This is a genomic window from Morganella sp. TYF_1 (genome assembly GCF_043105645.1).
Taxonomy (GTDB): Bacteria; Pseudomonadota; Gammaproteobacteria; order Enterobacterales; family Enterobacteriaceae; genus Morganella; species Morganella morganii_B.
In genome coordinates, this window is the sequence record NZ_JBICLU010000014.1 from 1 (window position 1) to 14074 (window position 14074).

A 14074-nucleotide genomic window follows, 5' to 3' on the forward strand; every position below is an offset into this window, starting at 1 on the left:
GCCGGTACCACCAGTACAAACTCCTATATCGCCATGAGCAACGGCGCAAATGACTTAACGGTGGAAGTGGGGGCGCTGGACTGGTTTGCTGAAAATGCCGCCGGGATTGAGAATAAAAACACATTTAATCCGGCAGCCTATTGCAAAGCGGAGATGACACTGGTTGATTACGACAATGACCGGGTGGTGAACCTTGCCACGCTGGATATCCGTATCAATGAACAGGGTCAGCCGGAGGCGTACCGTAATAATGTGCCGGACAAGGCGGCTGTCTTTAAAGAAATAACCGCTCACCCGACCGAGCGGATTACAAAAAATAAAGCAACTTCAGGAAATGTTACCCCGCGAGCATTCCCGGATAATATGACCCTTTATCAGTTTACACAGTCTTTTACAGTTTCCGGTCTGCCTGACTGGCAGTGGGTCCATTCAGAGCCGTATACCGGCAGTCCGGAGCAGATTGCTCTGCTGAAAGAGGCCTACAGCGAACTGTGGCTGGCGTTAAAAAATAAAGACATTAAGAAGGTAAGAAAACTTCACACCCCGGCGGCTGAAGCCTGGGCTATCACCACGCAAAGTACAGCAGACAGAATTCTGGACTCTCAGGACTATAATACCATTTATGATGAAAACCATGCTGAGATGAAAACAATAGACTGGAATAATTTTTATATTATTCCGATGAATAACGGCAAGATGGTGCGGATGGTCTATAAGGAGACGCTACGGTTTTCACCAGTGGGAGTGAGTTATATTAGTGAAAGAGGAAAGAAAGCTTCATACTTTTTTTCCCCGATATTCTCACTGGTAAACGGAAAGTATATTCCGGTTATCTGACCGGCGGCTGATATTTTCCGGTCACACACTGGGGCAACTTTGCTCTGGTGTGTTGATACAATACAGGGCGGCAGGCGCTCCCGTAATTCAGGCAGGCAATCACGTGAGATTCAGAAATACATTATTACTGTCATTATTCATCATGACAGGGGCTGTCATGGCACAGGCAAAAGAACGCAATATTGAAATACGGACTTCGATTGATTCCAAGTACCTTTTTTGTGAGGTCAAAACCAACGGGGTGCCGGGGTATGATAACCGGGCCAGTGCGCTGAGAGGGGAAGGGGCCGGTACCACCAGTACAAATTCCTATATCGCCATGAGCAACGGCGCAAATGACTTAACGGTGGAAGTGGGGGCGCTGGACTGGTTTGCTGAAAATGCCGCCGGGATTGAGAATAAAAACACGTTTAATCCGGCAGCCTATTGCAAAGCGGAGATGACACTGGTTGATTACGATAATGACCGGGTGGTGAACCTTGCCACGCTGGATATCCGCATCAATGAACAGGGCCAGCCGGAGGCGTTCCGTAATAACGTGCCGGACAAGGCGGCTGTCTTTAAAGAAATAACCGCTCACCCGACCGAGCGGATTACAAAAAATAAAGCAACTTCAGGAAATGTTAACCCACGAGCATTCCCGGATAATATGACCCTTTATCAGTTTACACAGTCTTTTACAGTTTCCGGTCTGCCGGACTGGCAGTGGGTGCATTCAGAGCCGTATACCGGCAGTCCGGAACAGATTGCCCTGCTGAAAGAGGCCTACAGCGAACTGTGGCTGGCGTTAAAAAATAAAGACATTAAGAAAGTGAGTAAACTCTACACCCCGGCGGCAGAAGCCTGGGCTGTCACCACGCAAAGCACAACAGACAGAATTCTGAATTCTCAGGACTATAATACCATTTATGATGAAAATCATGCGGAAATGAAAACAATAGACTGGGATAATTTTTATATTATTCCGATGAATAACGGTAAAATGGTGCGGATGGTTTATAAGGAAACATTGAAATTTTCTCCAGTGGGTATGAGTTATATTGACTATGCAGGTTATAGAAGCTCATTCTTTTTTTCCCCGATATTCTCACTGGTAAACGGAAAGTATATTCCGGTTATCTGACCGGCGGCTGATATTTTCCGGTCACATACCGGGGTAATTTTTCTCCGGTGTGTTGATATGGTCGTTGATGTAATTCTGATGTGGCAGAACAGCGTATGATCGTATTTTTATGATATTTAGCATTATTTTTCAATGTTAAATAATGTTGTGGTTTCTCTTGTTTATTATTTGGTGAGTAAATGTTTGATTATTTTTTAGATGGCATTAGAAATTGTATTAATTTTTCCGGGTTAGCAAACAGACCACAGTTTTGGTATTTTCAGCTTGCGTCAATTATTATCGGTGTCGTCGTTGGAATATTTGAATTTTCAATTGGTACTGAGGTTATTTCTGATGTTTTATCGCTGCTTTTACTTTTGCCGGGATTGTCCCTGGATGTGCGCAGATTACGGGATGCTGATTTTTCACCATGGTTGCTGTTAATTGTTTTCATTCCTTTATTTGGCATTATTACATTAATCGTATTATGGTGCATGCCCTCTAAATTATCGCGTCCGGCGCAGATTTAGTTGTTGTGATTTATCATCCGATGCCCGCCGGTGATTTTATCGTGTATTTCTTCTGATGTTGAAAAACCGAAGGTTACGGCAGGGTGTTTGATGAATGTTTATGGGCAGGAGACCGCGTGTTAGTTTTTTTCTTCTCCGGAACGCCTGATACGGTTACCGATTGTAATCCGCCTGCCATGGCGCGGTTGGTAACAGAGCCATTAAAGAATGGATTATTAATAATGAATTACCGAAAGATAAATCTGACCGGAAGTTTACGCCGGGTTCAGCGGGGGCTGATATTGTCCGCCGGATTATTGCTGGGCAGTCAGCTTTATGCAGAGGAAACAATGAAAACAAATTACATGGTGTCATTTAACACTAATGATGCGCTCTGTTTCGTCAAAATCAATGACATGTTGGTTATGAAGAATATCGGAGCAGTCACGGGAGGGTTTGCAATGGGACAAACTATTAGTTCGCACCTGCAAAACGGTAAAAATACCTTAAGTATTGCTATGTTACATGATTCCATTAAAGGCGATAAAATTGTTACTGATAACATGTGGTGCTCTGCCAAAATACAGGATGTGAGGCAGAACGGAACCGATGAATACGTGGCGGCGGTGAAGCTAATTGTCCGTGACGGTAAGATTATCCCTGACACTGGTTATTATAATGGAGAAGGTACTACTTTCGGAAATAGCCCGAGACTGGATGGAGCGGAGGAGGGTTTTCGTGAAGTATCACAAACCTTTCTGGTCGGGGATTTACCTATATGGCCATGGGTCAATGCAAGACCGGTGACCGAAGCAGATATCCCAGCCGTCAAAGCGTTTTATGAGGCGTTACACAATGACATGAAACGTCAGGATTTACCGGCAATTTACCAGAAAACCAGAGGGATGTGGGAATCGCTGGCCGCTGAGCAGGGCAGTACACCGGAAAAAATGTGGGAATCAATGAATTACAAAGGGTATTTTGAGCAGGGCTACAAAGCCGTTCCTATCGACTGGACGGGATTTGAATTCAGCTCATACATGGACGGACGGATTTTCCGCTTTGAGAAAGGGTATGGCAGAGTGCCGCCGTTAAAGATAAAAAACCGTGAGGGTAAAGTATTCATACTCACTCCGTACCTGTCAATTATCGACGGTAAAGTCACGGTGGTAAACTAACCTTCTTTCTGCTGACACTCCGGCTGTCATGGCACAGGCAAAAGAACGCAATATTGAAATCCGGACTTCGATTGATTCCAAATACCTCTTTTGTGAGGTCAAAACCAACGGGGTGCCGGGGTATGATAACCGTGCCAGTGCGATGAGAGGGGAAATAACAGCATCAGAATGGAGATAAATACAGAGAATCAAAATATATGACCGGATTTTCTGTTGATGAGTCAACGCTGACAATCAGACAATAAGTATTTAATAAAGGTGAGTTATGAAACTGCGTGTTATTCCAATGTTAGTGTCTTCAGTATTACTGGTTTCAGTCCCGGTTCAGGCTGGCGAATTTTCGTCACATCATCCTTATCTGGCCGGTTCATCGTTCTACAGTGCACCGAGCCTGCTGAGTTCTGCCGTTATCAGCGGAATTATATTATTACCGGTGCTTATCCCGGCACAGTTAGTGGTGATTTCTGTTCAGCACAGCGAAAAAGATAAAACCACGACTATTACCGGAACAACACAAAATAATGAAAAGGCAGCCCTGCTAGTTGCGACTGAAAAATTAGAAAATAACGCCATAAATCCCGGGGATGTTATGACTCTGGAACCCGCTGAAACAGGAACCGGGGCCTATCTGAAAAAAGACGGCACTATTATTTCGCATATGGTGAGTCCGGCTGATGAACAGCTGTTATATCCCGGGAAACGGATGGAATAAGAAGAGAAATATATTGAAAGAGAAGAGGTTGCTTAAGCGTGTGTTGATTAAAGCTGCCGTTTTTAAATTAAAAAAAAGCCCATGAAACATGGGCAAAAGAGGTAAAAATAATTCAGCAGCACGTCGTGAAGTAACGTAATCATTCTGTTTTTATTTCAATATATGAAGATTAAAATGCTTCCCAGGCATCCTCGGTATTATCTGTCGGTTTTTTAATATCGGGTCGCTGTAACGGTACTACAGTGCTGGTTTTAATGCTGTTCTTCAGTTCTCCGGACTGTATATGAAATACAGACACTGCCTGAGTCAGTTTGCTCGCCTGATCTTCCAGTGATGCGGCTGCCGCTGCTGACTGCTCGACTAACGCGGCATTCTGCTGGGTGACTTTGTCCATTTCTGTCACCGCCACACCAATCTGGTCAATCCCGCGGCTTTGTTCATCCGAGGCGGACGCTATCTCACTCATAATATCGGTGACGCGGGTGACGGCGCTGACAATTTCATTCATCGTCTCACCGGCGCGCTCAACCAGTACCGCACCGGTATCGACTCTGCCGACTGAATCTTCGATCAGGGTTTTGATTTCCCGGGCAGCCTGCGCACTGCGCTGGGCCAGGTTACGCACCTCACCGGCAACAACCGCAAATCCGCGTCCCTGCTCACCGGCACGGGCGGCTTCAACGGCGGCATTCAGTGCCAGGATGTTGGTCTGGAAGGCAATACCGTCGATCACACTGATAATGTCGGCAATTTTCTTCGAGCTGTCACCGATGCCGCGCATGGTGTCCACGACATCATCCACTACCTTCCCGCCGCGCCCGGCGGTCTCAGAGGCGGTCAACGCCAGCTGACTGGCCTGACGGGCATTATCAGCATTCTGGCGCACGGTGGCGGTCAGTTCTTCCATGCTGGCAGCCGTTTCCTCAAGAGAGGCCGCCTGCTGTTCAGTCCGGGAAGACAGATCGTTATTACCGGCAGCGATCTCACTGGCACCGTTGTAAATCGCATTAACCCCGTCACGGACATTACTGACTGTCCCCGCCAGTTCCCCCTGCATATAGCGCAGAGTCTCAGTCAGTTTATTCACCTCATCACAGCCGCGAATATCAATGGTTCTGGTCAGGTCTCCCCCGGCAATATGCCGGATGTTATCCAGTACATTGTTCAACGGAACAATCAATATGCGCTTAATGCTTAACCATATACCAATCACAATAAGCAGTATCATGCTCAGTACGGTAGTCAGTATCCATTTTGACTGAGCATCGGACTCTTTATCTTCTTTTACTACGTCTTCGGTAAAATTGTTATTGTCCCGGCTATAAATGGTGTATTGCTTCAGATAAGCATCCTGACTGGCTTGTGTATCCTGAGACAGTGCTGAGTTTAAATCATTATCTCTTACAAATTGCATTAATTGAGTGAGGGTTTCATGGTAGTTGTTATAGGCATCCTCCAGCTCTTGTCTTTTTGTACTCATGACACTTGGCACAGAATGAAATTGCGCCCAATTACTTTCAGCGTTTTTTATATGTTCGGCTGCATTATTTAATAACTGAATCGCATTTTCGTTTAATATACCATCATTATTTTTCATTTGGAGAAGTGTACGATTGAGAGCCAGCCGTGTACTTAATAACTCTGACCAAACATTGGCCTGCAGATTTCCCCGTGAAGTAAGATTATGTAATTGATTGAATGAGGTGGTGTTTTTCCCCATTGTGTTAAGATATAAAGCACTCGTTAGTATTTGTAATATACAAAATATTAATAAGGTTGTAATCAGTATTTTGGTTATTTTCAATCGCTCAAGCATTTATGTCTCTCTATTATTTATCATTGCAATACGTTGTCTTTAAATATAAATTTGACTACCCTTAATAAGGGTTGGTGTAAATTTAAGATGCCGTTGTAACAAAAAAATAATCTAAGCAATGTGGCAAAATTGAATGGCTATAGTATCCATCATTTGGATATTTCCATGTAAAAAAATTATCTGTAAATAAACCCCGGTTATCTCGTTGATTTTAAGAAGGATACTCAGGATATGCATCCAAAATACAGGATGTGTACCTTGTGGTTTATTTATTGTATAACGGGTAAAAGGTTATACATCATGTAAATTAATTTAATTAATTAGAAATGTTTTTAGCTCCTCAATCCAATCGTTTAATTCGATCGAAATTATATCCATTAATAGATTTTATCTATCAAATGTATTTAATCGATCGTTGTATTTGATTGACTGATATTTGTTAATCTTTAAATTCAGATAGTTATCTTTACTTTTCTGGTCAGTTAAATATTACTCTTAATTTGGGTTGAAATATGATTTTACAATTAGATTTGATCCTCTGTATCCGAACGTATTTATTTCCTCTTATCAGAATACATTCTGATCAGCGTTTTCCGGTTAATAGGAAACGGACAGGTTCAGAGTATCTTCCTGAATTACTTTGTTTTATACTGTTTTCCTGTAAATAATATGACGTATTGAGACAAAAATGGATAAAGTCAGCTATTTGATTGATGTTTTGGAACAGGCAATTCCAAACCTGAATACCCAAATACTCAGTAATGATTTACCGAAGACAGAAAAGCAGGAAGATGTACTGGATTGGTTATATCAATCCCTTTCATCCCAAAGATTAATGGATTATGTTGAATGGACTGAGTATTTTGGTGAGTACCCTGATATAGGGCTGCTGGATACGCTGTCTTTATCTGAGTCACCTAATGAGTTCATACTGGCTGAACTCAGCGAGGTTGACTGGAATACCGTTAATATTGATCCTTATATGCTTCCTTACGAACTGCCTTATTTAGAGCACATCAATACTTTTTTGACCGAAGAAGGGTTACGGTTAGTTGATTTGGCTGATTTTGAAAATGCATATATTCTCTGTGTCAGAAATGATGAAGAGATTATTAAGAAACTCAATGAAGCATTGAATACCGTTGATATGGGGATCAATGCGCGACCACCGATGAACAGAAAAGACACGGAGAGTTATATTCGTTCTCTTATTGTATAATAACGCTAAGAGTCTCCGGTTTGTTCATGGTGATGCTGATGGATTATGATATTTGAAGATGATTTGTTATATGAAGCTTCATTTTATGAAAATAAATGTGTGAAAATTTACACAGATAGAATCAATATCTCTTTTCTGAACTAATAATGAACAGAATGATAATGTATTCCTGCCTTTATCATTCTGTTGCAATCTCTCCGTTTATCCTTCAGCCGCCCCTCATCTGAACCCGGGCGGTCTGTGTGTATTGGGACTTATTTATTGGCCTACCGAGTAGGTGGTGGATCTGAAAGCAGAAGCAATAAAACTAAATGTACCTGCACCAACAATATGATTCAGAACTCTCACATCCTGATTTGAGCTGGTTGAACATGATAAGGCTCTGTGGTACAACGCGCTGAATGCCACCAGGCCTTCCCCCCACGTAATTTTTCGCGTTGGAGCAATCACCGCGTTACAGAATGACTTATGATATTCAAATATTTCTTCCACGCCTTTAGCAATATCACAACTCGAAAAGCACAGACAAGTATCTTTCAGGTGTGGCCATGCAATTTGATCGAGTTCTTTCCAGGTAATAAAGTCGTTTGTTAATTCAATCCCGTCTTCAGAACCATGCCCGCTAAAATGCACATATTTTATGTGTTCATTCGCTGCATATTTAATGGCTTTTTCAAAGTACGCTTTGTTGATCACTTCAAGGTGCTTTGCTGATATTCCCTGCAGTTTCAAAACTTCTTTAAGAGTCGCACCTTCATATCTGTCATCGTAAATATCTTTAGCACTTCTTGATTCAATAATCAGAATTTCATTTTTAGCCACAATCAGTTTACCCGGAATTAAGTTATTTTTGGTGTATAGGGATTTGAGAAAACAGCGTATCCTGCTGATTGATTTCGCTCAGAATTTCAACAACACAGAGATGATGCGCCATGGCTGAGTTTACACTGAGTTCTCTTTCACAACCAGAAAAACAGCTGACAGAGGAGAGTACACACACTTGTTAATATGAACGGAAAATCCGTCTCTCCGGCATCACACTACTATGCCCTGGTTACGTAAAAAGCGAAGACGTCTGAGTCTGTATTGCAATACGGCGCTGTTTATGTGGCTGAGCCTTTATGAGAGGGTACAGATGTCTTTAACAGCAACGACCGGAAATCTACTGTAGCCGGAAAAGGGAAAAGCCCCGCTTTTCAGCGAGGCCTTATAAATAGTGGTGCCGGACCCGGAATCGATTTTATTTCTTATCTTGTTGGTTTTTAAATTTAATTTTTGATGTGATTATATTTATACCCTCATTTGCACCCCCGGTCCGGGTGTGTGATCGTATCTCCTTAGCTGTACGTCCGGACTGCCCGCCTTTAATTAAGTTTTCCTGCAATGACATACAGGTTAATCCTGTCTGAAAAGGCTAATCTGTTTTTTCAGGTAATAAACGGAGCATAAATACACCGACAACAAGCGCAATAACCGTCAGTAATACCCGGTCTGCAGCCAGAGAGAGAGAACCTGCACCGGGTGTTAAATTAAATGTCAGAGCGATAGCCGTCAGACAAAATGTCCAGTAACCATACCGTTTTGCGCCGACCATCAGCATCACGAATAATAACATTCCGACGAGAGAAGCATGCAACAAGGGAGTCGTATAAAAACCCAGTAAAATCCCGCCTGCAGCGGCACCGGCTACAGTCCCGGCACTTCTTGCATATAACCGGGACAAAGTAGCCGAACGTTCCGGTTTCATCACCCGTAAACCGGCGGCGGGTAACCAGCACGGATGAGAGCTGACTGTCATCAGCGTTGCCAGTATGCTGTCAACCAGGGCTGTCAGCATCATAACGACTGTAAATCGTTTTACCGGTGGCTGATGTATATCAACCGGCTGTACCTCCGGCGGTTTATTATTGCGTGGTAATAAAAGAGCAGCCGGAAGAACACCCCAGAATGTCCCGGCAGTAAATGCAGCGCTGCAGAATGTGACCCCTTGTTCAGGGACTTGTCCCACGGAAAGGAAATAGGCCAGCACACCTAATGCAACGGGCAGACGCAGGTATGAACCACGCAGTTCCGCAACAGCCTGAAGAAATGCACAAAGTACCGCGTAAATAAAAAATGACATACTGCCGAATGTGACACTGAACCCCAAAACAGCGAAAAGAGAAATAATACCCGCCCCGCGCAACAGGAAAAGCAGTGAGCCCTGCAAAGGAAGAACCGGAAAGGAAACAACCAGCAAATAAGCGCCGAAAGCCATCAGGCTCCCGAACACGGGTTGACCGGCCATAATTCCGGTAATCCAGGGCAATATAATCCATATTGCCGGAAAAAAAGCGATGGCAGTTTTGGGGAGGGGGATTTTCATCAGTATATTCCGGTTCAGAAAGTTGCTCCTGTCACTGACGAACATTTATATCACACACCTGACGAATACCGGAACTTAACAGTATGCCTGCAGTTGTTTCCGGCAGCCGGTTCCGATAGGTTATAACACAATTCAGTATATCATCATGAAACAATAATCTGTTTTTGATAAAGTAAGAATAACAGCATATATTATCCGGCTATAAAATGTACCATGGTGAATATTGACCAACAAACTGCTAATCTGGTTATTGTATTATTACTGCTATGCAAGTGAGGATATAATGAAAAAACTAATCATTGTTGGTGCAATTGTTGCTGCTATGACCAGTGCCTTCGCTATGGCTGCCGATAGTACCGGCCCGAAACATGATGTTACGCAAAAACCGGTCTCACAATGGACCTGTGACGATTTTCTCTCTGTTGATGAAAGTTTTTACCCGACAGCTGTTGGTATAGCCGGGATTATCACCGGTAAAAATAAGGTTGAAGATTCCACTATCGATGTGCAGGGAATTATGACTGCAACCCCGGCAATTATTGAATCATGCAAAAAAGATCCCAAATCCTCTTTTTTACAAAGAGTTGAAGAATTTGGCAAATCATACTCACAAATATCCGGCTGATTGATACACTGAGGGGGCATTTATCCCCCTCAATCCTGAAATATTGGTGAACTATGCGGGCGGAAGAACAGGTTGTTCTTCGTAAGCCATTTTAAATGACTCTGAGGCGTCTGTTAAACTTGTGGCGATTCACAAGATATCCGTCTGAATTAGCTTTGAATTGAGTTTGAGTATGCTTTCAAGAGATGGTATTTACACTGTTGATGGCTGAGATTTTAAACAATACGTTCCCGGTGCCCTTTTTTACTGCTTCATCAGTGAAAATTTTGTCAGTTACATTGAAGCCGGAGATGAAGAAAGGGAAGAGGTCAATATCGGATAATGACAGACAGCCCTGTAATTCAGGGCTATCAGAACTCAATGAGTAATCGATTTAGAGAATAACTGGATAATAATAATGCCCAGTGCAATACATCCCAGACCAATTAATGCCGGATAATCAAGTTTTTGTTTATAAATAAAAAATGACAGGGCTGAAACAAGAAATATCCCTGCTCCGGCCCATATCGCATAGGCGATACCAATATTCATACTTTTGACAACTTGCGATAAACCATAAAAAGAAATAGCATACCCGATAATTACAATAATACTGGGTACTAACTTTGTGAATCCATGAGACGCCTTCATCATGGTTGTCGCTGTTGTTTCAGCGATGATAGACACCATTAAGATTGCGTATACTTTCAGCATAAAAACCTCTTTAACTTATCCGGCAAATATCTCAGGAAATGACGCTTCCGTTCGTTTTTGTGGATGTAAATCACCATTAAAATCAACGCCTTAGCAGGCGCTTATACCAGGGAACCGGAACCGGATGTACAATAGCACGTAAAGCACGTGCATAATCCATAATTAATCCGGGGGTCCATGCCATCATCAGAGCACGCCGGCGAATTTGAGCAGCGATCCACAACTCCGGCATACAAAGTACATTTAAAACACCCATAAAATAACTTCTTTTTTGCATGGACAAAACGCCATCTAATGCGGCTTCCAGCGCATATGCAACACTACTGGAACAGTTCTGGTATGTCAGGTTATAAACAGGATGCCGGCGATATTTTTCCCAAAAATTCAGCAAAGAAGCATGATTATAAATATTAAAAACAATCTGTCTGTCAGATTCACACCACTCGGATGCTTCAGTTTGATAATCGGGTAAAAACCTTCCGGGAACATTATTATCAGCAGTTGCTTTTAATAACCTGAAAAACTCTGACGGAGAACGATCAATATCTTCTTCCGGGTATAAACTGATATAGAGATGCGGACGGAGCTCCAGAGATGCATGTCCTGTAGAGATAACCCCCTCGGAATCAACTGCCGCAATATAACGGTTAATAATCGGACGTGGCACAGGACGCTGGTTTGCGGAGCCTTCGGGTGTCCAGATATGAACAGTTAAAACAGCATCTTGCTCTGCTGTTGCATTTAAAGACGGTAATTGTGCCGTATCCGTTATTGGCAGAGCTATCCCTTTCTTCTTAAACGATACAGGTGAAGGCCTCATCAATTCAAATACGGATGTTCCCCGCTGAATATGACGAGCCCGAAATGCTATCTTCAGGCATCCAAAACCACTCCCTATCATTAAAAATCCGATAAAAAAGGAAATTGTTGCCTGGTGATGGGTAAACAGAAAAAAGGCAAACAGGATTTCTGTTCCCCCCCATAACAGGATTAATTTCCATCCCGGAAAACGAATAATCCAGGCTGATACAACAACAAATAACCCGGTAACGAAAAAAATAAAACCAAACATTGCCGTTAGTAATACATTACTATATGTCTGATTAATTAAGATAACCAATGCACAGAATAAAAACAGACTACCTTTAAAGAAAAGTATCGTTTTTTGTGTCCCGATACTGCCTGAAGCGACACATAATGTAATCAGACTTTCAAATAATAATAAAAAACCAAATAAATGTATTGGAAAAAAAATAATACCATCAAGACCATCAATGAAAATAAATATACCCATTAAACACCAGAGGAGTCCCACTCCCCAGAGGTAATGAGCTTTCCCTCTGATAAAATCGGCACCAAAGAGTAATAATGTAATCTGTAGCATTACCTGTCCTTTATTACCATATCAATATCAGGAAATTTCACCTAAAACAAACCAGTTCCCGACAATCATTACCGGATCATTATTACTGAAAATAACACTCCCGCGATCTTCTATATTCCACCAACGGCCTTCCTTATCTTTCAGACTAAAGGTTATCCCCGGAAGAGTGGTATTTGCCTGCTTTTGTTCCCAATGCCGGGCGAGCTTTTCACGATCGTCAGGGTGAACAGATGCTATAATCTGCTTTATATCAGAAAGAGCTGTGAAGTCAGTTTGTTGAAATAAACCATCTGTATTTCCCCATTCAATAACACCATTATCCAGATTAAGTTGGTATACCAAATGCTGTAGTTTATAAACTCCTTGAGTGTTATCAATTCGATGAGTACTTCGGGTCACAACCCGTAAAAAAACCATTAATAACGATATTAATGTCAAATATCCCTGTATCAGCCACAGTGATTCATGACGAAACAAACCATGCAGATAAAAAGGTCCCTGCTTGCTACGGGTGTAATAGATTGTAATCGTCGCAAGTATTAACAACGCTATTGACCCCCCCCGATTTCCCCACAATACAGACAGCATAACAGCAAGTAAAACCGGAATGCAGAGTAACGATAATTTGGCAATATTACGTTGCTGATGAAAATAGGCGTGGTATATCTGTATTGCAGTGTCATTGAATATCAATATAGTGCTGGTAATAAGAAGAAATAAAATAGCACTACCCCAAATTATATTAACTTTAAGGGAGGGGGCCATCCATTTGAAACGGGTATTAATTAACCCCATAATTACCGTTGTTGCAAATATATTACCAGTAATATCAGCAATAAATCCATCCCAGAATATATCTTTAAGTGATGTATTATCAAACCAATACATATGGGCAGAAAACAAAACCGCATCTGCAAAGCTGACAATTATTGTTACTGATAGCCATAACAATATTATTTGCAGGTCATCTCCCTGCCGGGCATACCTGCGGACAATCCAGGCAATAACAATACAAGAAAGCACAGCCAGAGCAGCGTATATAAACGAAAGGGTAAATTCCTCACTATCAAAGCCATTCATTACCATGTTTAACACGATGAAGCCAATTAGCAGCAGCAGCCATTGGCGTTTGTGCATACATAAAAAAGCGGTTGTTGCGACTCCGGCAGGAAACCAGACAACAGATATATCAGAATTTTCAGGTGTGAGTATTTCCGAGATTTCACCTGTCACGTAATAAAGTAATAACCATCCTATTATTACGACTAATGTGGTTTTGGTTGATAACAAGGATGTTTTCATAGTTTATTTTAGATTGTATATCATAATGACTATCTGACCTTATCTTTATATAAAAAGATCAGTATTATTTTCCTGTTCAGAAAATATCAAAATTGTACCTTTAAGTATAGCCATAATACTGAATTTATCTCATTTTATGGCTGTAAGTATCCCGGAAAAAAGTCTCATTCACTTTCAGAGATCTTCATCCATACTGATATGTATCCTGAGGAGATCGCTATGCGCAAAGCCCGATTTACTGAACATCAGATTATCGCCGTTCTGAAATCCGTCGAAGCCGGACGGACAGTCAAAGATGTCTGCCGTGAAGCCGGTATATCCGAAGCCAGCTA

15 protein-coding genes and 1 pseudogene are annotated in these 14074 nt (G+C 42.1%); 10 read left to right on the plus strand and 6 right to left on the minus strand.

All coding sequences use genetic code 11. The features are described from left to right. From ACF8OF_RS05265 to ACF8OF_RS05290, 6 genes are all read left to right on the plus strand, one after another. Positions 1-837 (plus strand): hypothetical protein (locus ACF8OF_RS05265; RefSeq protein WP_392495937.1); only part of this gene is annotated, 837 nt, incomplete at its 5' end. Between the two features lie 157 nt (positions 838-994). Then, on the plus strand, positions 995-1960 hold the full coding sequence (locus tag ACF8OF_RS05270) for a hypothetical protein (protein ID WP_392495939.1): 966 nt from the start codon (positions 995-997) through the stop codon (positions 1958-1960). Between the two features lie 179 nt (positions 1961-2139). Further along, on the plus strand, positions 2140-2469 hold the full coding sequence (locus ACF8OF_RS05275) for a DUF805 domain-containing protein (RefSeq protein WP_392495940.1): 330 nt from the start codon (positions 2140-2142) through the stop codon (positions 2467-2469). Between the two features lie 116 nt (positions 2470-2585). After that, positions 2586-3626: a hypothetical protein gene (locus ACF8OF_RS05280; RefSeq protein WP_392505291.1), complete on the plus strand. Its 1041-nt coding sequence runs from the start codon at positions 2586-2588 to the stop codon at positions 3624-3626. A 28-nt stretch (positions 3627-3654) separates the two neighbouring features. After that, complete coding sequence (locus ACF8OF_RS05285) at positions 3655-3804, plus strand: hypothetical protein (RefSeq protein WP_392495942.1); 150 nt, start codon at positions 3655-3657, stop codon at positions 3802-3804. Positions 3805-3912: 108 nt separating this feature from the next. Continuing rightward, complete coding sequence (locus tag ACF8OF_RS05290; RefSeq protein WP_279800850.1) at positions 3913-4338, plus strand: STM0539 family protein; 426 nt, start codon at positions 3913-3915, stop codon at positions 4336-4338. A 169-nt stretch (positions 4339-4507) separates the two neighbouring features. On the opposite strand, the gene ACF8OF_RS05295 is transcribed toward ACF8OF_RS05290, so the two are convergent. Beyond that, positions 4508-6154: a methyl-accepting chemotaxis protein gene (locus tag ACF8OF_RS05295; protein WP_392495945.1), complete on the minus strand. Its 1647-nt coding sequence runs from the start codon at positions 6152-6154 to the stop codon at positions 4508-4510. Between the two features lie 688 nt (positions 6155-6842). Here ACF8OF_RS05295 and ACF8OF_RS05300 point away from each other — a divergent pair. Next, positions 6843-7373, plus strand: a complete 531-nt coding sequence (locus ACF8OF_RS05300) for a hypothetical protein (protein ID WP_262860662.1) — start codon at positions 6843-6845, stop codon at positions 7371-7373. Between the two features lie 258 nt (positions 7374-7631). Here ACF8OF_RS05300 and ACF8OF_RS05305 read toward each other — a convergent pair whose 3' ends face one another. Both ACF8OF_RS05305 and ACF8OF_RS05310 read right to left on the minus strand, forming a co-directional pair. Further along, a complete protein-coding gene (locus tag ACF8OF_RS05305; protein ID WP_392495946.1) occupies positions 7632-8195 on the minus strand; it encodes a hypothetical protein in 564 nt (187 codons plus the stop codon). Between the two features lie 592 nt (positions 8196-8787). After that, positions 8788-9660 carry an FUSC family protein gene (locus ACF8OF_RS05310; RefSeq protein ID WP_392495948.1) on the minus strand — a complete coding sequence of 291 codons (873 nt, stop codon included), beginning with the start codon at positions 9658-9660 and terminating at the stop codon, positions 8788-8790. A gap of 361 nt (positions 9661-10021) precedes the next feature. Between ACF8OF_RS05310 and hdeA the strand changes: the two genes are divergently transcribed. After that, positions 10022-10363: an acid-activated periplasmic chaperone HdeA gene (hdeA, locus tag ACF8OF_RS05315; RefSeq protein ID WP_274370668.1), complete on the plus strand. Its 342-nt coding sequence runs from the start codon at positions 10022-10024 to the stop codon at positions 10361-10363. 211 nt (positions 10364-10574) lie between these two features. Continuing rightward, a pseudogene (locus ACF8OF_RS05320) lies at positions 10575-10658 on the plus strand (type I restriction endonuclease subunit M); the annotation flags it as partial. Positions 10659-10720: 62 nt separating this feature from the next. Here the strand turns inward: ACF8OF_RS05320 and ACF8OF_RS05325 are convergent. The 3 genes from ACF8OF_RS05325 to ACF8OF_RS05335 form a co-directional block, all read right to left on the minus strand. Beyond that, a complete protein-coding gene (locus ACF8OF_RS05325) occupies positions 10721-11053 on the minus strand; it encodes a DMT family transporter (protein ID WP_392495950.1) in 333 nt (110 codons plus the stop codon). Between the two features lie 85 nt (positions 11054-11138). Continuing rightward, the gene (locus tag ACF8OF_RS05330) at positions 11139-12440 is read right to left on the minus strand and encodes an MFS transporter (RefSeq protein ID WP_279800818.1); all 1302 of its coding nucleotides are present in this window, start codon (positions 12438-12440) and stop codon (positions 11139-11141) included. Between the two features lie 27 nt (positions 12441-12467). Next, positions 12468-13742, minus strand: a complete 1275-nt coding sequence (locus tag ACF8OF_RS05335) for an MASE1 domain-containing protein (RefSeq protein ID WP_279800819.1) — start codon at positions 13740-13742, stop codon at positions 12468-12470. 219 nt (positions 13743-13961) lie between these two features. Between ACF8OF_RS05335 and ACF8OF_RS05340 the strand changes: the two genes are divergently transcribed. Further along, the coding region (locus ACF8OF_RS05340) for a transposase (RefSeq protein WP_112837387.1) at positions 13962-14074 on the plus strand (113 nt) is incomplete at its 3' end.